Raw genomic sequence first — 20,824 nt, forward strand, 5'->3', positions numbered from 1 at the left:
CCCAGCTTGTGGGAGATGATGATCGAGGTGATGCCCTGGTTCTTCAGCTCCAGGACGGGCTGCTGGCGGTTGCGCGCGCCGAGCATGCGGTGCCTCGGCCGGTGCCGGTTCCGGTGGATCGGGTGGTGGCCGATCGGGTCGCAGCCTGGGAGCCCGTCGCCGACGCCCGCCAGGTCCGGCTCGCCGCCGACTGCCGCCCCGGTCTCACCGCGTCCTTCGGCGGGGGTGATTTGGAGCAGGTGCTCGACAATCTGATCGCCAATGCTCTTGACGCGGTCCCGGAGGGCGGTCGGGTCCTGGTCACCGGCGAGCGGCACAACGGCGCCGTTCTGTTGCGGGTCGTCGACAACGGTCCCGGGATGAGCCGGGTCGCGCGAGACAGCGCGTTTCGCAGGTTCGGCAACGCCGAGGCCGGCGGTACCGGGCTGGGCCTGGCGATCGTCCACCGGCTGGTCACGGCCAACGGCGGTACCGCCGAGCTGCTGGATTCGCCCGGCGGCGGACTGACCTTGGCGCTGTCCCTGCCCGCGTCCCGGCGCCGGCGCGACCGGATCGGGGAGTCCTGATCCGGCGGTACGAGGACGAGCGAGGCCTGAGCCCCGGGTGGGCCGATTCCTGACCGGCCAGCCCGTCCTGAGCACCTCACTTCACCGGTCTGACCAGTGCATTCACCGATCTTTGCGGGTTCTGAAGGATTCCTGAACCGGATATCGACAGACGCCTGCGCAGGCTGGTGGATGGACAGTCACAGGCGTGGCCGCGAGGTGCCGAGCGCCTCGCAGCAGCACGCCGACGGCCGAGGAGGAAACCGTGCCCCGTCCCGACCACCCCACGTCGCCCGGCGCCGTGCGCCGCCGTGACCGCGGCCTGCGCCGGGTCGGAACCACGACCCGCTGGGTGGCCGCCGCAGCGGCGGCCGGCTCCGTGGCGCTCGCCGCCGGATACGCCCAGGCCCTGCCCGGGAAGTCCTCCCCGAAGCCCGGTGACACCTCGCGGCCGCGGACTGTCACGCCTGCACCCGCGTCGACCGCGCCGGCCGTGTCGAAGACTCCGTCCCCCGGGACCGGCGCAGAGTCCTCCCGCCCGGCACCGCGCGCGACCGTCCCGAAGCGACGGACGGCTCCCGTCGCACCGTCCACGCCGCGTCGGGCCGCCCCCGCGCCCACCGTCACGAAGCCCCCTGCACCGACACCACAGCCGTCGCACACCACCTCGGGTGCGTCATGACGGCCGCCGCCACTCGCCCGGCCTCTGCCGTCTTCCCCGCGCTGGGCACCACCGCCTCGCTACTCGTCGCCGACCCGGACGGCATGGACGCGGCACGGCAGGTGCTCGACACCGAACTCGCTGCCATCGACGCCGCGTGCAGCCGCTTTCGGCCCGACTCGGAACTGTCGCGCGCCAACGCCGCACAGGGCGCCGCCGTCCACGTCAGTGCCCTGTTCGCCGAGGCACTGGACGTGGCCCTGCACGCGGCGGAGGTGACCGAAGGCGTCGTGGACCTCACCGTTGGAACCGCGGTGACCGCGCTCGGTTACGATGTCACGTTCGCCGCGCTGCGACCGCAGGATGTGCGTCCGGTACGCCCTGCCGGACCGTCAGCGGGCTGGCGTGCGGTGGCATGGGACCGGGACGTCCGGAGGCTCCGGCTGCCCCGGGGCATCGCGCTCGACCTTGGCGCGACCGCCAAGGCCCTGGCTGCGGACCGGACCGCCCGCCGTGCCGCCGAGGTGGCGGGCTGCGGTGTTCTGGTCAACCTCGGCGGGGATCTCTCCGTGGCGGGCGAGGCCCCGCAGGGAGGCTGGCGGGTCGCCATCGCAGACGACCACGCGGCGCCCGACACCGTCTACCGACCCACGGTGAGCATCACCGAGGGCGGGCTAGCCACCTCCGGCACCGTGGTGCGGGCCTGGCGCCGCGGGGACCGCCGACTGCATCACATCGTCGACCCCGCCACCGGCGACACACCCGTCCCGGTGTGGCGGACCGTCAGCGTCGCAGCCGCCAGCTGCGTGGACGCCAACACCGCCAGCACCGAGGCCGTCGTCCTGGGGGAACGCGCCCTGGGCCGGCTGCGCAGGGCGGGGCTGCCCGCGCGGCTGGTACGCGTGGACGGCACCGTCGAGCGCGTCTGCGGCTGGCCGGAGGACACCCTGGTAGCCGCCCCATGACCGGACTCGTTCCCCTGGCCGCCGGCCCCAGCCCGTTGTGGTACGCGACCCGGGCCGGCGGCACCGTCGCCCTGGTACTGCTCACTGCGACCGTCGCGCTCGGCATCGCCGTGGGCGGCCGGTACACGCCACGGCGGCTCGCCCGCTTCGAGGTGAGCGCGCTGCACCGCAACCTGTCGGTGCTCACCCTGGCCTTCCTGGTCCTGCACATCGTCACCGCGATCCTCGACACCTTCGTCCACCTGGGCTGGCTGGTGGCGGTGGTGCCGTTCACCTCCTCCTACCGGCCGCTCTGGCTCGGGCTCGGCACGGTCGCGTTCGACCTGCTGCTCGCGGTCGCGGCCACGAGCGCGGTGCGGTTGCGGATGGGCCAGCGGTGGTGGAAGGCCGTGCACTGGCTGGCCTACGGTGCCTGGCCGATCGCACTCTTCCACGCGGCCGGGACCGGCACCGACACCCGGCTGACCTTGCAACTCGCCCTCTACGCCGTGTGCCTCGCCCTCGTGGTCGCCGCCGTCTGGTGGCGGCTGTTCCGGGCGGGCCCGGGCCGGCTCGCGGCACGGCTCTGGGCGGGGGCCACCGTAGCGGCGGTGTCCGTGGCGCTGACCGCGTTCCTTGGCTCCGGGCCGCTGCAACCGGGGTGGGCGCACCGCGCGGGAGGCATCGCGCCCGCGAAGTTCGCGGTACACCCTGCGTCCGCTGATGACGACGAGGGAGGGTCCGAATGACCGACGGACAGACCACCCTGCTGACCTCCGGCGGACGTGACGGAATGACGGGCCCGTACGGCTCCCGGCTGCTCCACGGCTGGTACGCCACTGGCGAGGCGGCCGGTCTGGACGAACACCTCGGGCGGTACGGCCCACCCCCGTTGCCCCGCTCCGCGGACGCGGCCGGCCGCCTGCTGCGCGCGGTGGACGACGCCGGGCTGACCGGCAGGGGCGGCGCCGCCTTCCCCACCGGCCGCAAGCTGCGGACCGTGGCCGACGGCAAAGGCACCGCCGTAGTGGTCGCCAACGGTATGGAGAGCGAACCGGCCAGCCGCAAGGACGAGACCCTGCTGGAGCTCGCCCCGCACCTGGTGTTGGACGGCGCCGTGCTGGCCGCCGCGGCGGTGGGCGCCCACGTGGCACACCTGTGCCTGCCGCGAACCAGGCGGGACCAGGCGTACGCCCTGCGCGAGGCCGTCGCGCAACGCCAGAGGCTGGGCCTGGACCCGGTCCCGGTCCTGGTGCACGAACTACCCCACCACTACGTCTCCAGCGAGGAGACATCACTGGTGCGGTGGCTGAACGGCGGCGACGCCCGCCCGGCGGCGACCCCGCCGCGCCCCTTCGAGAAGGGGGTCGGCCGGCGTCCCACCCTCATCGACAACGTAGAGACACTCGCCCACCTCGCACTGATCGCGCGGTACGGACCCGGCTGGTTCCGCAGCGCCGGACGTCCCGATGCCGCGGGCACCACGCTGATGACCCTCTCCGGTGCGCTACGCGAGCCAGGCGTCTACGAAGTGCCGATGGGCCTACCGCTGGGTGCGGTGCTGGACGTCGCCGGGGGAGCCGCGGAACCGCTCGGAGCCCTGTTGCTGGGCGGCTTCTTCGGCAGCTGGTTGCCGGTGGCACCCGCACTGCACATCCCGTTCGCCAAGCAGGACCTGGCGGCCCTCGGCGCGGGACCCGGTGCCGGAGTGCTCGTTGCGCTGCCCGCTCGCACCTGCGGTCTCGCCGAGGCGGCCAGGACGCTCCGATACCTCGCGGCGCAGAGCGCACGGCAGTGCGGACCGTGCCGGTTCGGGCTGCCCGCGGTCGCCGAGGACTTCGCAGACCTCGCCTGGGGCCGACCGGACCCGCAGTCGCTACGGCGGCTGGAGGGCCGCGTGGGACTGCTCGCCGGGCGCGGCGCCTGCCGACACCCTGACGGCGCGTCACGATTCGCCGCGACCGCCCTGCGCGTCTTCGCCGACGACATACGCCACCACCTGAGCCTCGGGCCGTGCGCCGGGGCCGGACAGGACCCCGTCATGCCCGTCCCGGAGACACCGGCGCCGGACGACGCGGAGTGGAGGTGAACGGCATGGCCCGCCCGCACTCCCTCGGGATCGACCGCATGGCATGCTCCGGCTACGGTCTGTGCGCCGAGCTTCTTCCCGAACTCGTCGAGCTCGACGAGTGGGGCTATCCGATCGTCGGATCGTCCGCTCTCGCGGGTGAAGCCCTCCGTCACGCCAGGCGCGCGGTGGCCGCATGCCCGGCTTTGGCACTGCGCCTGAACCGGAAATCGGAGCGCGTGCCCGACCAGCAGCCGCCCCGGCGGACGTGAACGAGTCCTTAACCCCACGTCAGACATACTTCTGCCCGCTCCGGCACACGGTGCCGGAGTCGCGACAACAGCATTGCCATCCGGGCTGGGCGGGGCCTGATCATCAGGAGGACGGACGAGTGACCGTGATCGGCGGCCGGACACCGGTGCACAGTACGTTTGAGCCACCTGGCACGACGTCCGCAGGCCCCGAGGGCAACGAGCGGCTGACCGCCGCGACCGGTGCGGTGCTGCTGGCCCTGTTCGCCCTCGAGGGCGTCACCATCCTCTTCCTCGGCCAACTCCTCACCCTTCACTTCTTCATCGGGCTGCTGCTGACCGGCCCGGTCTGCCTCAAGATCGGCTCGACCGGCTACCGCTTCTACCGCTACTACACGGGATCGCCGGCATACCGCCGCAAGGGGCCACCGGCACCACTGCCGCGCGTGCTCGGCCCCCTGGTCGTCGCCACGAGCGTCGCCGTCCTGGGCACGGGGCTGGCGCTGGCCCTGCTCGGACCCGACACGGGTCCCCTTCCGGTGCTCCTGCTGCACAAGGCCAGCTTCATCTGCTGGGTCGCCGTGATGACTGTGCACGTCCTTGTACATGTCTGGCGCCTGCCCCGGCTTGTCGGCGCCGACCTGCGCCGCCGTCCCGCGCGACACGGGATCGCTGTCCCGCGACGCGTCGGCCGCTGGTTCCTGCTTGCGTTGTCGGTCGGCGCGGGCCTGATCGTCGCGCTCGCCGGGGTCCACCTGGTCTCCGGCTGGAGCAGGTAGAGCGCGAGCTTGTCCGTCTCCGCGCGTCGTCGCCGGACCGCCTGCCCGTAGTCGCTCTCTGCCACCACATCTGCCCGGCTCGGGTCTACGGGACCAATGGACCCCGTGCACGTACCACCCGGCTCTGTCGGCGCGGCGCCGCAGCGGAAATGCTGCGATCGTGGGCCTGAGGGGACGGCGGGGCTCCATGTGTCGTCCGCTGTGCCGAAGGAGGTCGGTCATGAGCACCGACGCCGATGTGAACGCCTCTCGGCCGCCCGTGTCCGACGGGCTCGTCATGGGCAAGGACGGCATGGCCGCACTCGTGGACGTGCTGATCCGGCGCGGCTTCACCGTGGTCGGACCCACCGTGCGGGACGGCGCCATCGTGCTTGCGGAGCTGCGGTCGGCCGACGCGTTGCCGTACGGATGGGGTGTGGAGCTGGAAGCCGGACGCTACCGGCTGAGGGAGCGGTCGGACGGCGCGGCCTTCGCGAACGCGGCGGGCCCCCAGTCGTGGAAGTCCTTCCTCCATCCGTCGCGGGTGCGGGAGTGGAGCGCCGACCGGGTGGAGGGCGAGCTGGTCCTCACCGCCGACCGGGCCGTGCCGCCTCGGTACGCCTTCCTGGGCGTGCGCCCCTGCGATCTGCGGGCCATCGCCGTCCAGGACCGGGTGCTGACCGGTGGGGCGTACCGCGATCCCGGCTACGAGGGGCGTCGCTCCGGGGCCCTGCTGATCGTGGCCGAGTGCAGCGAGCCCGGCGCCACCTGCTTCTGCGTCTCGATGGGCACCGGACCCGCTGCCGGACCCGGGTACGACCTGGTGATGACCGAAGTGGTCGACGGGGACGGGCACCGCTTCTGGGTCCGCAGCGGCAGCCAGGAAGGCGCGGAGATCCTTGCCGAACTGCCCGCTCGTCCGGCCGATCCGGAAACCCGGGAGACGGCTCGCGCAGGCGTCACGGCCGCCGCGGACCGCATGGGGAGGACCATGCCGGAAGCCGACCTGCGGGAGCTGATGGCCGGCACGCTCGACGCGCCTCGCTGGGACGACGTGGCAGGGCGGTGCCTGACGTGCGGCAACTGCACCATGGTGTGCCCGACCTGCTTCTGTACCACCACCGAGGACGTCACGGACCTCACCGGCGACCACGCGGAGCGGTGGCGGCTGTGGGACTCGTGCTTCGACCTGGACTTCTCCCACCTGCACGGCGGCCCGGTGCGCGCCTCCTCGCGCAGCCGCTACCGGCAGTGGATGACGCACAAACTCGGCACCTGGTACGACCAGTTCGGCTCGTCAGGCTGCGTGGGCTGCGGACGCTGCATCGTATGGTGTCCCGTCGGCATCGACATCACCGAGGAAGCGGCCGCCCTGCACGACTGGACACGGCCTGCGGAGCCGGCGTCCGCCTCCGAGCCACCATGACCACCGTGGCGCCCCCGCTGGCATACCGCGTCGCCGACACCTGGGCCGAGACCGCCGACACCCGGTCGATCGAGCTGGTACCGAGCAGGGAAGAACTCCGGCCCTTCTCACCGGGGCAGTTCGCGATGATCTACGTGTTCGGGGTCGGCGAAGTGCCTATTTCCGCCAGTGCCCTGCGCGGCCGCCACGGGGGACTCGTGCACACCGTGCGCGCGGTGGGTGCGGTCTCGACCGCGCTGTACCGGCTGCGCCCGGGCGACAGCGTCGGGCTCAGCGGGCCGTACGGCACCGGCTGGGACCTCGAAGCGGCGACCGGCCACGACGTTCTGGTGGTCGCCGGAGGCATCGGGCTGGCTCCGCTACGGCCGGTGGTGCACGAGGTACTGGGCCGGCCCGCCGCGTACGGTCGCCTCACGGTCCTGGTGGGCGCCCGCACCCCTGCCGATCTGGTCTACCGCCACGACATCGAGAGCTGGCGCGGTCAGGCCCGGGTGGAGGCGACCGTCGACCGGCCCGGCCCGGGCTGGCAGGGCGCGGTGGGCGTGGTCACCACGCTCCTGGACCGTCTCGATCTACGCCCCGCACGCAGTTGCGCGCTGGTGTGCGGACCCGAGGTCATGATGCGTCACACCGCACGCGAACTTGTGGCACGGGGTCTGGTTCCGCACCGCGTCCAGGTGTCTTTGGAACGAACCATGCACTGTGCCACCGGCCACTGCGGCCACTGCCAGCTCGGCCCGCTCCTGCTGTGCCGCGACGGACCGGTCGTCCGCTACGACCGCGTGGCCCGGCTGCTCCTCGTCAGGGAGTTGTGACATGGTCACCGAACCCGAATCGGCCACCGACACGCGGCCGACGCTCGCCGTGTGGAAGTTCGCCTCCTGCGACGGCTGCCAGCTGACTCTGCTGGACTGCGAGGACGAACTCCTCGACCTCACCGAACGCGTACGGATCGATCACTTCCTGGAGATGACTCCGGCCGAGGGCGCCGACCGGGAGCGTGCCCGGCTGGACGGCCGGGGGCCGTACGACCTTTCGCTGGTCGAAGGGTCGATCACCACCGCCGAGGACGCCGAGCGGATCCAGCACATCCGCCGCATCTCCCGGCACCTGGTCACCATCGGAGCCTGCGCCACCGCGGGCGGGATCCAGGCGCTGCGCAACTTCGCCGACGTCGACGAATTCCTCGCGGCGGTGTACGCCCGGCCGGAGTACATCGCCACGCTGGAGACCTCGACACCGATCTCGGCCCATGTGCCGGTCGACTTCGAACTGCGCGGCTGCCCCATCGACCGCCGTCAGCTTCTTGAAGTCGTCACCGCCCACCTGGCCGGACGCAAACCCCAGATCTCCGACCACAGCGTCTGCTTCGAATGCAAGAGGCGCGGCACCACGTGCATCACCGTCGCTCACGGCACCCCCTGCCTGGGCCCGGTCACGCACGCAGGGTGCGGTGCCATATGCCCCGCCTACGGACGCGGCTGCTACGGCTGCTTCGGCCCGTCGAGCAAGCCCAATCTGCGCTCCATGGTCGCGCAGCTGCGCCGCGACGGGATGAGTGAGCGGGACATCCAGCGTGTCTTCCGCACCTTCAACGCCGCATCGCCGGAATATGCCCCCGTACCCGACCTCGCGCCCGAGGAGCAGCAGAAACCTCCGGCCTGAAGAACGCGCCCGGAAAGGCTCGCATGAACCATCGCGGAACCCGCGTCCTGCGACTGGACGCGCTGGCCAGAGTGGAGGGCGAGGCAGCCCTCCACCTACGCGTCGACGGGGACTCGGTCGCCGAGACTCGGCTGCGCATCTACGAACCGCCGCGCTTCTTCGAGGCATTCCTGACCGGCCGGGGTCACACCGAGCCTCCCGACATCACCGCTCGCATCTGCGGTATCTGCCCGGTCGCCTACCAGATGAGCGCCTGCCAGGCGATCGAGAACGCCTGCGGCGTCATGGTGGACGGCCCTCTCGCGGAACTGCGCCGCCTGCTGTACTGCGGCGAGTGGATCGAGAGCCACACCCTGCACATCCACCTGCTGCACGCCCCCGACTTCCTCGGGCGGGCCGACGTCGTGGAACTCGCGCGCGACCAGCGAGCCGCCGTCGAGCGCGGCCTGAGAATCAAACAGACCGGCAACGCGATCCTCGAACAGCTCGGCGGCCGCCCCATCCACCCGGTCAACGTCCGGATCGGCGGTTTCTATCGGACCCCGACGCCGGACGAACTCCGCCCACTCACGGAACGGCTGCGGCAAGCCCGGGACGACGCGCTGGAGACGGTGCGCTGGGTCGCGTCGTTCGACTTCCCGGACGCCGTGTGCGACCACGACCTGCTGGCTCTGCGCGACCCCGGCCGCTACGCCATCGACTGCGGAACACCGGCGGTCATGACCGGACACGGCAACGGCGACAGCCTGGCGCTGCGTGAGTTCTGTCTGTCCGACTTCGAACAGCACGTCCAAGAGGAGCAGGTACCCCACTCCACCGCCCTGACGGCCGAGCTCGACGGCCGTCGCTACCTGACCGGCCCGCTGGCCCGCTATGCGCTCAACGGCCGCTGGCTGCACCCCGTCGCCGCCGAGGCGGCGCGGGAAGCCGGCCTGGGTGATCCGGCGACCGGTGCCCTCTGCGACAACCCCTTCCGCAGCATCGTCGTACGGGCCGTCGAGGTGGTGCAGGCCGTCGAGGAGGCCCTCCAAATCATCGCCGGATACGAACGCCCGCCCCGGCCGGCCGTCGAGGTCCCGCCACGCCGGGGTGTCGGCGTCGGGGCCACTGAGGCGCCCCGGGGCCTGCTCTACCATCGCTACGCCCTTACCGGGGACGGCTCGGTGACCGAAGCGCGTATTGTCCCACCCACGGCGCAGAACCAGACCGCCATCGAGGAGGATGTGCGCCGGGCGGTTCAGACACGCTTGGACAGGGCCGGGCCCGCCGCTGACGACGACGAGCTCACCCGTCTGTGCGAACGGGCCATCCGCAACCACGATCCGTGCATCTCCTGCGCCGCCCATTTCCTCGACGTGACGGTGGAACGCACATGAGTGGCCGGGTCGTGGTGATCGGTGTGGGTAATCCCCTGCGTGGTGACGACGGGGTCGGCCCGACGGCTGTGGAGGCACTGCGGGGCCGGGTTCCCGATGGAACGGCTCTGACCGTCAGCGACGGAGAGCCTGCCCGCATGCTCGACCTGTGGCGCGGCGCGGACACGGTGATCGTGGTGGAAGCCCTCCGGGCACGGCCGGGTCGGCCAGGAGAGCTGCACGCCCTCACGGCGGCGGACGCGGCCGCCCGAACGGCGCCTACGGCGAGTACGCATGCGCTCGGCCTCGGTGAGTGCCTCGCTCTGGCGGAAGCCCTCGACCGGCTGCCACCGAGACTCGTGGTGCACGCCATGGAGGTGACCGACGTCGAACTCGGCGCGCACCTGAGCGAAGCGGTGCGGTCGGCTCTCCCCGAACTGATCGACCGGGTCATCGCTTCAGTGCGGCAGGCGCACGAACGCGACCACGAACGGTAGGGGGCCGAAGGTCCTCCGGCACGGGCCGAAACGCCCTCGCGACCTCGCCCACAGGGGTGCGACCGTGAAAGTCACCCTCATGTGCTGCGTGAAGGGCGGCCCCATGAAAGGCGGTGGGGACGATGACACTTCCTCTGGTGGTAGGCGTCGACGGATCGGACTCGTGCCTCACTGCGGTCGACTGGGCCGTGGACGAGGCCGACCGCCACGGTCTTCCGCTCAGGTTCGTGTACGCCTCCCTCTGGGAGCGCTACGAGGTCGGCCTTCCCTCAGTGGGCCCGGGGCGCCCCTCCGGCCAGGTGCTGGCCGAGCACATCGTGGCCTCGGCGGCCGATCGCGCCGAGCGGCGCAACCCGGATGTGAAGGTCACCACCGACATCGTCCCGGAGGACCCGGTGGACGCTCTCGTTCGGGAGGGCGATCAGGCCTTCACGGTCGTGACGGGTTCGCGGGGCCGGGGCGAGGTGAAGGGGCTGCTTCTCGGGTCGATCTCTCTGGCCGTGGCGGCTCGGTCGCACAGCCCTGTGATCGTCGTCCGGGGCGATCCGGCGGGGCTCGCGGGCACACATGAGCGGATCCTGCTCGGCATCGGCGACGCTGACGACACGAGCACTGAGGCCGTGCGGTACGCCTTCCGGGAGGCCGAGGTGCGCGGCTGCGTCCTGGACGTGGTGCATGCCTGGCGCAGGCCCGCCTTCGACAGGAACGGCAACCGGATACATGCAGGAAGTCCGGCGGACACATACGAGGAGCGTGCCTCCGCCGTCGTCGAGGCTCGGCTCAAGGCTGCGATCGACGAGTATCCGCATGTCCGCACACGCCCGGCGACGCCGGAAGGAGCAGCCGCCAGGATCCTCGTGGACCGGTCGGCCGCTGCCGACCTGGTGATCGTGGGGGCACGGCGCCGAACGAACGCCTTCGGGTTCCAGCTCGGACGCGTGAGTCATGCGCTCCTGCACCGCTCCGAGTGTCCGGTCGCGGTCGTCCCTCAGAGGCAGTGAGCGGTTCCGGATGACGATATATATGTGTGGGGTCAGCGCATGCTTCGAGTCCCGCTCACCGGTGAAGTAGGGGTGCCGAGGGCGCGTACCGTCGCCCGTCATGCCGCCGGACGTTGTTCGCTGGCGCTGAGGCCATGCGTCCCGCAGCGTGGGAGACAAGAGCGGACCCAGCCAGGTGGGCGGCACAGAAGAGGTGGGACGCATGAACAATCATGTCTCCGAGCGGCGGGTGGTGGTCGGCGTCGACGGGTCTCAGTCCTCGTACGAGGCACTGCGTTGGGCAGTGCACTACGCGGGCCTGATCGGTGGCACCGTGGACGCGGTCGCGGCGTGGGAGCTGCCGGGCCTGTACGGATGGTCGGCGCCCGCCGTGGACATGGACGTGGACGTGGACGAGACCCGGCAGAAGGTGGAACTGGAGCTGACCGACGTGCTCGGCCCGGACGCTGCGGGCTCGGTCCGGACCGCTGTGGTCCACGGCAACCCCGCGGACGTTCTGCTGCGGGCCGCCGAGGGTGCTGATGTCCTGGTGGTCGGCAGCCGGGGCAGAGGTGGGTTCGCCGCCGCCCTGCTCGGCTCCGTCAGCCAGCACGTGTCCCAGCACGCGAGCTGCCCGGTCGTGATCGTGCGCCCGGGGAAGCAGTGATCCGAGGTCCGGGATGGCCTGCCCCTCGATCACTGGAAGGCCGCATGGATCTCCTGTTCGGTCGCCTCGTGCGACACGAGCAGGAGTTCGTCGCCGGGAAGCAGCTGCATCGCGGGTCCGGGAACCGTGGGCCGGCCGTCGCGTACGACGGTGGCGACCACGGTGCCCGTGGGCAGGGTGATCTCGCCCAGGGTGCGCCCCGCGGCCCGGGAGCGCTCCGTGATGGCGGTCTCGATGACCTCGACTCCTGCCTTGCTCAGCCGCAGCAGAGCCACCGTGTCCGTGGCGCCGGTGGCCTCCTCGATCAGGGAGATCAGCGGAGTGGCCGCGGGCACCGCCACATCCACGCCCCATCTTCGGTCGAAGAGCCAGGCGTTCTCCGCGTCGTTGACGCGCGCGGCCACCCGCCCCACTCCGAACTGCCGCTTCGCCAGCAGGCTGATGACGAGGTTGTCCTCGTCGCGGCCGGTGGCGGCGATGACGAGGTCGCAGGCGAGGGCTCCCGCGTGTTCCAGCAGACCCGGCTCGCAGGCGTCCCCGGCCACGACCCGCACATGCGGCAGGTCTTCCAGCTCGGACACCCGGTCGTCGTCGTGCTCGATGAGGGTGACGTCGTTGCGCGCGGCGGACAGGACCTGGGCGATCCGGGTGCCCAGCCGGCCCGCGCCCGCGATCATGACCTTCACGTTCCCAGCTCCTTGTCGAGAAAGCCGCTCAGCCGGCCCAGCGCGGTCGCGGCGACGCTGAAGGTGACCAGATCGCCGGACTCTGCCAGGACACCGTGCGCGGGCAGCAGGGAGCGGCCGCCGCGGGTGATCTCCACGACCCGGATCTCGCCGTCGACGTCGAAGTCGGTGACCTGGCGCCCGACGAGATATGACGGCAGCTGGGAGCGGACGAGGAGCGTCTCGCCGTTGCCGAAGGAGACTTCGGGGCTGAGGTGGCGGTGCAGCAGCATCTGATGGATGCGGCCCACGGCCCAGCGGACGCTCGAGATGGTCGGGATTCCCAGTTCCCGGTAGATGTCGGCGCGACGTGGATCGTGGATGCGGGCGAGGACGATCGGGACCCGGTACGTGTCCTTGGCGGTGCGCGCGCTGACGATGTTGCTGTTGTCCCCGGAGGTGACCGCGACGAACGCGTCCGCGTGAGCGATGCCGGCCGTTTCCAGCGCTGCGCGGCTGAAGCCGTTGCCCACGTGGAAAGCACCGGGGAAGCCCGGCGACAACTTCCTCTGTGCCTTGGGCTGCAGGTCGATGAGTCGTACGTCGTGACCTTCGGTGACGAGTTGCGTGGCCAGAGCGGCCCCGACTCGTCCGCAGCCCGCGATGACCACCCTCATGGCGTTGCTCCTTTCGGGGATGCCGAACTCCGGCGTCGCAGTACCCACTTCCGCAGTTCCTCGGCGACCAGCAGCAGCGCTCCGAACGCGGCCAGTACCGCCCAGTCGGCGGGGGACAGGGGAGCGGTGTGGAAGATTGCCTGAAGCGGTGGTGCGTAACTGATGGCGGCCATGAGCCCGATGCCGAAGCAACCGGCGGCCAGCAGCCACGGATTGCCGAGCAGACCGGCACGGAAGACGCTCTGCCGGTCGGTGCGCACGGCGAGGGCGTTGAAGAACTGGCTGACGACGATGCCCGCCTGGACCATGGTGATGGCTTCCCGGTAGACGGGATCGCTTTTGGTGAAGTCCGCGTAGGGGATGCCGGAGGCGCGGATGTGCCAGAAGAAGACCGCGCACACACCGAGGGCCTGGATGCCGCCGAGGAAGAGGATGCGGCCCATCACAGCGGTTGAGAACAGCCGCTCCTGGCGCGGCCGCGGTGGGCTGTTCATGACATCGGGCTCCATCGGCTCCGCGCCGAGCGCGAGGGCGGGCAGCACGTCGGAGCCGAGGTCGATGGCGAGGATCTGCACGGCCGTGATCGGCACGAGCGGGAATCCGGTGAACGTCGCCGCCAGGATCGGGACGAGTTCGGCGATGTTGTGGCTGAAGAGGTAGATCAGGAACTTGCGTATGTTCCGGTAGACGGAGCGGCCCAGTCCCACCGCGGTGGTGATGGAGGCGAACGAGTCGTCGAGCAGCACCATCACGGCGGCCTCACGGGCGACGTCGGTACCGGAGGCGCCCATGGCGACACCGATGTCGGCGTGCTTGAGGGCGGGGGCGTCGTTGGCTCCGTCGCCGGTGACGGCGACGACTTCGCCACGCCGCTGCAGCGCCGTGACCACCCGCATCTTGTGCTCCGGACTGACCCGGCACAGCAGCAGCTCGGTGGAGCCCGCCAGCAGAGCGTCGAGGCCGCTCTCGTCCAGCACGTCCAGTGCGGCGCCTGTCGTCACGGTCGGGGCCGGCTCGCGCACGATGCCGACACGGCGGGCGACGGCCTCCGCGGTGAGAGGGTGGTCGCCGGTGACCATGACGATGCGGATCCCGGCCCGTCGGCAGGAGTCCACCGCCTCCTGGACTTCCGGCCGGGGCGGGTCGTACATCCCGGTCAGCCCCAGCAGCGTCAGTTCGGACTCGACGTCCCCGACGGCAAGTTGTGGACCGCAGACCTGCCGTCTCGCGACGGCCAGTACGCGCAGACCCTGCCCGGCCATGCCGTCCGCGGCCGCAGCCACCCGCGCGCGGGCGGTGTCCGTCAGCGGTGTTCGCGTTCCGCTCCGGTCGATGGTGTCACAGCGGCCCAGCAGTTCGAGCGGTGCGCCTTTGGCATACGCGAGGTAGGTGCCGTCGCCGGCCTGGTGCACGGTGCTCATCAGCTTGCGGGCGGAGTCGAAAGGGTGCTCCGCGACCCGAGGCGTCAGGGCCTCCTCCTGTGCCGGGTCCAGGCCCGCCTTCGCGGCGGCCACCAGCAGGGCGCCCTCCGTGGTGTCGCCCAACACCCGCCACTGATCCCGTCCGGCCGGCGGGACCAGCCGGGCGTTGCTGCACAGAGCCGCCCCCCGCAGCAGCTCCCGCGAGGGCCCCGGGTCGGTGATCTCGCCGACCGGCGCGAACCCCACTCCGGTCACAGCGTGCGAAACGTCGTCCGCCCACAGCTGTACGACGGTCATCTCGGCCTGTGTGAGGGTGCCGGTCTTGTCGGTGCAGATCACACTGGTCGAGCCCAGCGCCTCCACCGCGAGCAGTTGCTTGACAAGCGCGTGCCGACGAGCCATGCGCCGCACGCCGATCGCCAGGGACACGGAGAGCGTGGCGGGAAGCCCCTCCGGCACGAGGGCGACCATCACGCCCAGCGAGAAGACGAACGTGTCGACGAACGGCTGCCCGCTGGGCACGCGCACCGCGAACAGCACGGCTCCGGTCGCCAGTGCCACGCCCGCCACCCGGCGGGCCATGACGGCGACCTGGCGCTGCAGTGGGGTCTGCTGCCGCGGGGCGGCGGCGGTGAGCCGGAAGATGCGTCCGAACTCGGTGGCCGCACCCGTCGCGATCACGACGCCTTTGCCCGTGCCCGCGACCTGGTCGGTGCCCATGAAGACGCAGTTGCGCGCCTGAAGGGGCGGCGTCGACGGCACGGGTTCCGCGACCCGGGCCACGGGGTCGCTCTCGCCGGTGAGCGCCGCGTTGTTGACGGTGGTTTCCTGAGCCTCGACCAGCCGGCAGTCGGCCGGTATCGCGTCCCCGGCCTCCAGGACCACCACATCCCCCGGTACGAGATCCCGCGCGGGAAGCTCCCGCCGCTCCCCGTCACGCAGCACACGGCAGGTGTGCGGCACCATCGCCTGCAAGGACTCGGCCGTACGTTCCGCGGAGTACTCCTGCGCGAAACCGATCCCGGCGTTCAGCAGCACGACCCCGAGGATCGCCAGGGCGAGCTGGAGGGTGGCTGGATCCCGGGGCTGCCCCAGCAGGTAGGCGAGGAACGTGATGGCCGAGGAGACGAGCAGGACGACAGCGAACAGGTCGGTGAACTGAGCGACGAGACGACGCCATATATGGCCGTGGCTCACGCCGGGCAGTTCGTTGGGACCGTACCGGTCCTGTCGCGCGGTCGTCTCGGCCGAGGTGAGGCCCCGGGGCGAGCTGCCCATGGCGGCGAAGACGTCGGACACCGTCAGAGAGGGGAGGGAGGACGCGGTGGCGACCGGCCTGTCCGGGGGCGGCTCCCGCGCGGTCGCAGTGCCGCCCGCGGGCCGGCTGTCCTCGCGCAGAGCGGCAGTTGCCCGCCGGGCCGGGTCAGGGCTCATGCAGGGCTCCAGCCTCGGAGCGAGGGCCCGGTGGCTCCTGCAGGACGCTCCAGGCGACCGGGCCCAGCATATCGGCGAGGCGACGGAAGACGTCGAGGAACAGGTCGTCGATCGTCAGCACGCCGACCACCCGGCCCGCGTCCAGCACGGGAAGCCGGCGGACTCCTGTGCGCCGAAACGTCCGGTAGGCGACCTGGAGGTCGTCGGCCGCTTCCACGGTGATGACTCGGGCCGACATGACCGACTCCACCGGAGCCTCCGTGCTCACTCCGCCGCTCATGCCGCGAACGACCAGGTCGCGGTCGGTGACTATGCCGCGCAGTGCTCCGTCCTCGGTCACGAGGACGGAGCCGACCGCGCGCTCGGACATCCGGCGGGCCACGTCGGCCACGGAGGCGTGGGGCGGTACGCACACCGGTGGAGCGGTCATCACCTCGGAGACCTTCATGCTGCTCTCCTCGCGCCGGGCGACCGGTACCCGGCCGCGTCAGAGGACGTCGAGCACATCGGCCACGGGTCGCCGTGGGCTCGCTGGACCTTCGGGGCCGTAGCCGAGCCGGATCACCATCTGGACGTGGGCCATGGCCGACACGGGATCGCGGACGGCCCACCGGGTCTCGGGCCACTCCAGGGGCTGGGAGGTGAGGGAGGAGACCAGCCCGTCCGTGGTGGCCCGGAGCAGGACCCGCTCCAGTGCCTGACCGGTCAGGAGCCAGTCCGGAGGGCCGTCGTGGGCCGTACCGAGCAGGGCGATGTTCGGGTTCTTCTCGAAGGACGCCCAGGCGCGTCCGGGCATCGGGCGGCCGGCGGCGAAGTCCCGCACCGGGGCCGAGGTACCGCGCTGCCGGGGGCCGAACGCCTCACCGGAGATGCCGTCGGCCGCCTCGGCGGCATGGGGCAGCTCGGTGTGCGTCCAGCGTGCCGCTTCCTCACGTACGTCCGGGGCCAGCGCCTCCCTGTCCTCGGCGTCCCGCACCAGCTCCAGGATCGACCGCACATGCCATGCGCCGGGGAACGACAGCTGGGCCCCCTCGTCGCGGGCCGCTTCGGACAGCCTCTCCCGCACGGCGGCGGGGATTCCCTCGTCGCGGAAGGGGAGACGGCTGGAGTGACGGCGGCGGATCGCCGGGTTCAGCTGGGCGAGCGCCCCGTCGGGCGTGCCGCTGCCGCACAGATGCACCTCGGCGAGGAGCTCTGGGTAGGCGGGGTCGGGCAGTAGCCGGACCACCGGTGCCAGCCCCGCCGCCGCGGCGGCCACGCGCAGGTTCATCAGCGCGGCGCCGCAGCCGATGTGCAGGCCTCGGCGGTCCGGGTCGATGTGCGGCAGTGCGCGCTCCGGGTCGGCGTACAGACGCAGGACGCCGACGTCGCGCAGGTAGCGGAACGCCCAGGGCTGGGCGTTGTGCAGTGAGGGCGCCGCGGTGGCCTCCGTCACGAGCGCGGCGACGGCGTGCACCTCAGGAGGTTCTGCAGTCACGGTGGCCTTCCTTCGTGCCGGTGCGGTGGCTCACCCATGGGTCGGGACCGCGATGACAGGGCAACTCGCGTGGTGCAGTACGCCTTGGCTGACCGAGCCGAGCAGCATGCCGGCGAAGCCTCCACGGCCACGGGTCCCCACCACCAGGCCCAGCGCGTGCGCCGAGGCGTCGGCGAGCACCTGGACGGGGTGCCCGACGAGCACCTCGTGGCGCAGGTCGACCTCGGGGTAGCGGGCGTGGCGGCCTGCAACGATCTCGGACAGCAGCCGCCGGGACTCCTGCTGCGGCTCGTGCTCGTCGAAGATCCTGAGCGGCCCGGGCTCCCACACGAGCAGGGCCCGCAGCTCGGCGCCGCGCAGGGCCGCCTCCTCGAACGCCACGTCGACCGCGGCACCGGAGTGTTCGCTGCCGTCGACGCCGACGACGAAGTACGCGGGCTCCTGGGTGACGTGCTCCGGCTCGGGGACGACCACCAGGGGACAGCGCGTATGGGCCATGAGCGGCAGGGCGACCGACGCGGAGCCGAACACCTCCTGCTTCCGGCTCAGGTGGCGCGATCCCAGCACGACGGCGGTGGCGTCCCGACTCTCCTCGCGCAGTACCCACACCGGGTCGCCTTCCGCGAGCAGAGCCTCGACGTCGAGCTGCGGGTGCCGGGCGGCCACGAAGTCCACGGCTTCATAGAGCACTTGCTGCCCCGCCTTGTGCAGTGCCTCGTTCCACTCCTCCCACGACGGCGGGACCTCCCGCCTCCGGTAGCCCCTGGTGGGAACTCCCTCGACGTGGACGGCGCGCAACGGCAGCCGGCGGCGGGCGGCCTCGTCCGCCGCCCAGGCCAGTGCCATCCGATGGGCCGGATCAGGATCCACTCCCACCACGACCGGTCGGCGGTCACCGGGCCGGGACATGTTCGCCCGCCATGACCAGGTGCCGGATGTAGGCGTCAGGACCCGGGAAGTACAGGGTCACCCGTCCGTCCTCGGCCCAGCGCACGTCGTAGGGCGGACTGCCGTCGGGATGATGGAGGCCGACGATCTCGCCGTCCCGTGCGACGACCCCGGCCGTGGTCCCGCGTACGACGATCTCGTCGCCCACCCGGGCGCGCATGGAAGCGCCGGTCGCCTCGGGGCCGGTCACAGCCCGGTGGTTCTTCTTCGCTGGAGCGGGAGCGGTCATCGCCCTCGCCTCCTCCCTGCGGTGGCGCGGAAGGGGTGCCACCGCCTCCTCCATGGAAGGCTCCGGCGGCGTGGGCCTGCCAGGGGCCATTGGTCCCCGCGGGGGACCTGCCGACCCTTCGCCGGAACACGGCCGGTCAGTCTCGGGAGGCCGAGACCGTCGTCGCGTGGGAGCCGACCCTGTCCGTGCGACGGCTCGGGCACAGGCGGGCTTCGATGTCGGCCCGTACCGAGGCCGTCAGCCATTCGAGGTTCTCGGACCGGACCGGGCGGACCGGCTCGGGGTTCTCGATCCGGCGTGCTGGTCCGGGCACGCCGTCTATGTCCTCGCGAAATCGCCGACGTGCGTCCTGCCAGTGGTCCGGCGAGCGTGTCCGGTGCCCATCACGCATGACCCGGTGCAGCAGTGGCTGTGCGGAGTCCGGCGGCTTCTCGGTCGCCAGGGCGATGAGGTCGGGCCGCCCGGGTCGGCGGAAGACCTGCTTGCGGCCCGGGGCCGTAACTTTTGCCGAGGACAGCTTCATCACGGGACAGCCGTCGTACTCGACGAGTTTGTACGCGGCGTCCAGGTACGGGGCGTCCGCAGCGACGCCCGCCTTCGTGCCCACGGCGTACACGTCGATCGGGGCACCGGCGCGCACCAGCCGGTCCACGCCGTACTCGTCCAGTCCGCCGCTGGCCACGATCTGCACGCCGGTCAGTCCGGCGGCGTCCAGAAGGGCGCGTGCCCGCCGCGAGAGTGCGTCGAGGTCGCCGCTGTCCAGGCGGATCCCGCAGCCGGGGCCGCGCCGCAGGTCGTTCAGGACACGGGAGGCGATGCGCACGCCCTCCTCCGTGTCGTAGGTGTCGACGAGGAAGGTGACCGGACCGGGGTGACAGCGTGCGAAGGCACGGAACGCCTCCTCCTCGCCGGGGAAGGCCTCGATGTAGGAGTGGGCCATGGTGCCCGAGGCAGGAATGCCGAGTGAGGTGGCGGCGGCGACGTTGCTGGTGCCCGCGAAGCCCACCATGGCGCCCAGCCGGGCGGCCTGCAGCCCCGCCCAGGGTCCGTGCGTGCGGCGCAGCGAGAAGTCGATGACCTGCCTGCCGGCGGCGGCCAGGACACAGCGTGCCGCCTTGGACGCCACCGCCGTCTGGTGGCAGAGCTGGTTCAGCAGGTACGTCTCCACGAGCTGTGCCTGCGGCAGCGGCGCGGTCACCTCCAGCAGCGGCTCACCGGCGAACACCACGTGCCCCTCCGGAACCGCGCGCACCTCGCCCTCGAAGACGAGACCGAGGAGTGGTTCGAGATCCACGGCAGGGCGATGCAGGGCGTCCGCGAATACGTCGACGTCTTCCCGCTCCACGCGGAAGCCGCTCAGGAACTCCAGGGCGGATTCCAGGCCCGCGGCGACCAGGAAGCCCCGGCCGGGCGGAAGATCCCGGACGAAGAGGCTGAAGGTGGCCGGTGACCACATGTCCTCCCGGAGGTAGGACATGGCCATGGTCACCTCGTAGAGGTCGGTGGTGCTGACGTCGGACATGGTGATCGCCGCCGGGTCTCGTGCGTCCCTTGGGTTCAGTCTGACCGTGACCCCACGGGACGAAAGGGACCAGAGGACTCCTGTGTGTGGGCTGTTCGGCCTCAGCGCCAGATGTCGCCGCGCGCTGAACTGGAGGTGTCCGGACAGCCTAGGAGGCATGGCGATGACCACGCAGCCACGCAAGCAGAGGTTCGCGTTCCCGGAGATGCCGGACTGGTTCGAGAACCTTCCGGCCCGGTTCGCGATGCCCACGATGGGGGACCTGTACACGGTCCGGATCGAGGACTACACGCAGGACGACCGCTATGTGATGCGGGCGGAGCTTCCAGGTATGGGGCCCGACGACATTGACGTCTTCATCACTGACGGCGTGCTGACGGTCCAGGCCGAACGCACCGAGAAAGAGATCACCAAGAACCACAGTGAGATCCGGTACGGCGCGATGAGCCGCAGCGTGTCGCTGCCGCCCGGCGCCGACGACGACGACGTCAAGGCCGACTACACCGACGGCATGCTCACCATCAGCGTGGGCCTGGGCACCCAGAAGGCGGAGGCGAAGCACGTGGAGATCAAGCACGGCACCTGACGGCGGCCGGCGCTGTACGGCGGGCCTCGCTCGGGCCCGCCGTTGGCA

General features: G+C 71.5%; 21 protein-coding genes and 1 pseudogene. 14 read left to right on the forward strand and 8 right to left on the reverse strand.

Annotated elements, in window-relative coordinates; all coding sequences use genetic code 11:
• The 13 genes from ACWEN3_RS01465 to ACWEN3_RS01525 all read left to right on the forward strand — a co-directional run.
• Positions 1 to 566 (forward strand): sensor histidine kinase (locus tag ACWEN3_RS01465; protein WP_452964181.1); only part of this gene is annotated, 566 nt, incomplete at its 5' end.
• Between the two features lie 657 nt (positions 567 to 1,223).
• Positions 1,224 to 2,171 carry an FAD:protein FMN transferase gene (locus ACWEN3_RS01470; protein WP_452964183.1) on the forward strand — a complete coding sequence of 316 codons (948 nt, stop codon included), beginning with the start codon at positions 1,224 to 1,226 and terminating at the stop codon, positions 2,169 to 2,171.
• Positions 2,168 to 2,899, forward strand: a complete 732-nt coding sequence (locus ACWEN3_RS01475) for a ferric reductase-like transmembrane domain-containing protein (protein ID WP_452964185.1) — start codon at positions 2,168 to 2,170, stop codon at positions 2,897 to 2,899. Before ACWEN3_RS01470 ends, ACWEN3_RS01475 begins: the two co-directional genes overlap by 4 nt.
• Positions 2,896 to 4,239: an NADH-ubiquinone oxidoreductase-F iron-sulfur binding region domain-containing protein gene (locus tag ACWEN3_RS01480; protein WP_452964188.1), complete on the forward strand. Its 1,344-nt coding sequence runs from the start codon at positions 2,896 to 2,898 to the stop codon at positions 4,237 to 4,239. The genes ACWEN3_RS01475 and ACWEN3_RS01480 overlap by 4 nt, the downstream gene beginning before the upstream one ends.
• A gap of 5 nt (positions 4,240 to 4,244) precedes the next feature.
• Positions 4,245 to 4,490 (forward strand): ferredoxin, encoded by a 246-nt coding sequence (locus ACWEN3_RS01485; protein ID WP_452964309.1) that lies wholly within the window; start codon positions 4,245 to 4,247, stop codon positions 4,488 to 4,490.
• A gap of 146 nt (positions 4,491 to 4,636) precedes the next feature.
• On the forward strand, positions 4,637 to 5,248 hold the full coding sequence (locus ACWEN3_RS01490; RefSeq protein WP_452964189.1) for a hypothetical protein: 612 nt from the start codon (positions 4,637 to 4,639) through the stop codon (positions 5,246 to 5,248).
• 220 nt (positions 5,249 to 5,468) lie between these two features.
• On the forward strand, positions 5,469 to 6,653 hold the full coding sequence (locus ACWEN3_RS01495; RefSeq protein WP_452964192.1) for a 4Fe-4S dicluster domain-containing protein: 1,185 nt from the start codon (positions 5,469 to 5,471) through the stop codon (positions 6,651 to 6,653).
• Entirely contained in the window at positions 6,650 to 7,468 is an 819-nt protein-coding gene (locus tag ACWEN3_RS01500) for an FAD/NAD(P)-binding protein (protein ID WP_452964194.1), read from the forward strand. The genes ACWEN3_RS01495 and ACWEN3_RS01500 overlap by 4 nt, the downstream gene beginning before the upstream one ends.
• 1 nt (position 7,469) lies before the next feature.
• Positions 7,470 to 8,318 (forward strand): NADH-quinone oxidoreductase subunit B family protein, encoded by an 849-nt coding sequence (locus tag ACWEN3_RS01505; RefSeq protein WP_452964197.1) that lies wholly within the window; start codon positions 7,470 to 7,472, stop codon positions 8,316 to 8,318.
• Between the two features lie 23 nt (positions 8,319 to 8,341).
• Positions 8,342 to 9,694 (forward strand): Ni/Fe hydrogenase subunit alpha, encoded by a 1,353-nt coding sequence (locus ACWEN3_RS01510; protein ID WP_452964200.1) that lies wholly within the window; start codon positions 8,342 to 8,344, stop codon positions 9,692 to 9,694.
• On the forward strand, positions 9,691 to 10,170 hold the full coding sequence (locus ACWEN3_RS01515) for a hydrogenase maturation protease (RefSeq protein WP_452964202.1): 480 nt from the start codon (positions 9,691 to 9,693) through the stop codon (positions 10,168 to 10,170). Before ACWEN3_RS01510 ends, ACWEN3_RS01515 begins: the two co-directional genes overlap by 4 nt.
• A gap of 122 nt (positions 10,171 to 10,292) precedes the next feature.
• Positions 10,293 to 11,171, forward strand: a complete 879-nt coding sequence (locus ACWEN3_RS01520) for a universal stress protein (protein ID WP_452964204.1) — start codon at positions 10,293 to 10,295, stop codon at positions 11,169 to 11,171.
• A 202-nt stretch (positions 11,172 to 11,373) separates the two neighbouring features.
• A complete protein-coding gene (locus tag ACWEN3_RS01525; RefSeq protein ID WP_452964207.1) occupies positions 11,374 to 11,817 on the forward strand; it encodes a universal stress protein in 444 nt (147 codons plus the stop codon).
• A gap of 29 nt (positions 11,818 to 11,846) precedes the next feature.
• Here the strand turns inward: ACWEN3_RS01525 and ACWEN3_RS01530 are convergent, their stop codons facing one another.
• The 8 genes and pseudogenes from ACWEN3_RS01530 to ACWEN3_RS01565 form a co-directional block, all read right to left on the reverse strand.
• On the reverse strand, positions 11,847 to 12,503 hold the full coding sequence (locus tag ACWEN3_RS01530) for a potassium channel family protein (protein WP_452964210.1): 657 nt from the start codon (positions 12,501 to 12,503) through the stop codon (positions 11,847 to 11,849).
• Entirely contained in the window at positions 12,500 to 13,159 is a 660-nt protein-coding gene (locus ACWEN3_RS01535) for a potassium channel family protein (RefSeq protein WP_452964212.1), read from the reverse strand. The genes ACWEN3_RS01530 and ACWEN3_RS01535 overlap by 4 nt, the downstream gene beginning before the upstream one ends.
• Complete coding sequence (locus ACWEN3_RS01540) at positions 13,156 to 16,014, reverse strand: cation-translocating P-type ATPase (protein WP_452964215.1); 2,859 nt, start codon at positions 16,012 to 16,014, stop codon at positions 13,156 to 13,158. The genes ACWEN3_RS01535 and ACWEN3_RS01540 overlap by 4 nt, the downstream gene beginning before the upstream one ends.
• Positions 16,004 to 16,462 (reverse strand): CBS domain-containing protein, encoded by a 459-nt coding sequence (locus ACWEN3_RS01545; protein ID WP_452964218.1) that lies wholly within the window; start codon positions 16,460 to 16,462, stop codon positions 16,004 to 16,006. The genes ACWEN3_RS01540 and ACWEN3_RS01545 overlap by 11 nt, the downstream gene beginning before the upstream one ends.
• Before the next feature lie 39 nt (positions 16,463 to 16,501).
• Positions 16,502 to 17,491 carry an Acg family FMN-binding oxidoreductase gene (locus tag ACWEN3_RS01550; RefSeq protein ID WP_452964221.1) on the reverse strand — a complete coding sequence of 330 codons (990 nt, stop codon included), beginning with the start codon at positions 17,489 to 17,491 and terminating at the stop codon, positions 16,502 to 16,504.
• Between the two features lie 30 nt (positions 17,492 to 17,521).
• Positions 17,522 to 18,400: a universal stress protein gene (locus ACWEN3_RS01555; RefSeq protein WP_452964223.1), complete on the reverse strand. Its 879-nt coding sequence runs from the start codon at positions 18,398 to 18,400 to the stop codon at positions 17,522 to 17,524.
• Between the two features lie 16 nt (positions 18,401 to 18,416).
• Positions 18,417 to 18,599: pseudogene (locus ACWEN3_RS01560) on the reverse strand (DUF1918 domain-containing protein); the annotation flags it as partial.
• A 205-nt stretch (positions 18,600 to 18,804) separates the two neighbouring features.
• Positions 18,805 to 20,190 (reverse strand): nicotinate phosphoribosyltransferase, encoded by a 1,386-nt coding sequence (locus ACWEN3_RS01565; protein WP_452964226.1) that lies wholly within the window; start codon positions 20,188 to 20,190, stop codon positions 18,805 to 18,807.
• Between the two features lie 163 nt (positions 20,191 to 20,353).
• Between ACWEN3_RS01565 and ACWEN3_RS01570 the strand changes: the two genes are divergently transcribed.
• Positions 20,354 to 20,776, forward strand: coding sequence for an Hsp20/alpha crystallin family protein (locus tag ACWEN3_RS01570; protein ID WP_452964229.1), 423 nt, complete (start codon positions 20,354 to 20,356; stop codon positions 20,774 to 20,776).
• Positions 20,777 to 20,824 lie beyond the last annotated feature (48 nt).

This window comes from Streptomyces sp. NPDC004561, from assembly GCF_053602155.1.

Coding starts and splice junctions, on each gene's coding strand:
- ACWEN3_RS01470 (WP_452964183.1), top strand. CDS start 1,224: ATGACGGCCGCCGCCACTCGCCCGGCCTCTGCCGTCTTCCCCGCGCTG.
- ACWEN3_RS01475 (WP_452964185.1), top strand. CDS start 2,168: ATGACCGGACTCGTTCCCCTGGCCGCCGGCCCCAGCCCGTTGTGGTAC.
- ACWEN3_RS01480 (WP_452964188.1), top strand. CDS start 2,896: ATGACCGACGGACAGACCACCCTGCTGACCTCCGGCGGACGTGACGGA.
- ACWEN3_RS01485 (WP_452964309.1), top strand. CDS start 4,245: ATGGCCCGCCCGCACTCCCTCGGGATCGACCGCATGGCATGCTCCGGC.
- ACWEN3_RS01495 (WP_452964192.1), top strand. CDS start 5,469: ATGAGCACCGACGCCGATGTGAACGCCTCTCGGCCGCCCGTGTCCGAC.
- ACWEN3_RS01500 (WP_452964194.1), top strand. CDS start 6,650: ATGACCACCGTGGCGCCCCCGCTGGCATACCGCGTCGCCGACACCTGG.
- ACWEN3_RS01505 (WP_452964197.1), top strand. CDS start 7,470: ATGGTCACCGAACCCGAATCGGCCACCGACACGCGGCCGACGCTCGCC.
- ACWEN3_RS01510 (WP_452964200.1), top strand. CDS start 8,342: ATGAACCATCGCGGAACCCGCGTCCTGCGACTGGACGCGCTGGCCAGA.
- ACWEN3_RS01515 (WP_452964202.1), top strand. CDS start 9,691: ATGAGTGGCCGGGTCGTGGTGATCGGTGTGGGTAATCCCCTGCGTGGT.
- ACWEN3_RS01520 (WP_452964204.1), top strand. CDS start 10,293: ATGACACTTCCTCTGGTGGTAGGCGTCGACGGATCGGACTCGTGCCTC.
- ACWEN3_RS01525 (WP_452964207.1), top strand. CDS start 11,374: ATGAACAATCATGTCTCCGAGCGGCGGGTGGTGGTCGGCGTCGACGGG.
- ACWEN3_RS01535 (WP_452964212.1), bottom strand. CDS start 13,159: ATGAGGGTGGTCATCGCGGGCTGCGGACGAGTCGGGGCCGCTCTGGCC.
- ACWEN3_RS01540 (WP_452964215.1), bottom strand. CDS start 16,014: ATGAGCCCTGACCCGGCCCGGCGGGCAACTGCCGCTCTGCGCGAGGAC.
- ACWEN3_RS01545 (WP_452964218.1), bottom strand. CDS start 16,462: ATGAAGGTCTCCGAGGTGATGACCGCTCCACCGGTGTGCGTACCGCCC.
- ACWEN3_RS01555 (WP_452964223.1), bottom strand. CDS start 18,400: ATGTCCCGGCCCGGTGACCGCCGACCGGTCGTGGTGGGAGTGGATCCT.
- ACWEN3_RS01565 (WP_452964226.1), bottom strand. CDS start 20,190: ATGTCCGACGTCAGCACCACCGACCTCTACGAGGTGACCATGGCCATG.
- ACWEN3_RS01570 (WP_452964229.1), top strand. CDS start 20,354: ATGACCACGCAGCCACGCAAGCAGAGGTTCGCGTTCCCGGAGATGCCG.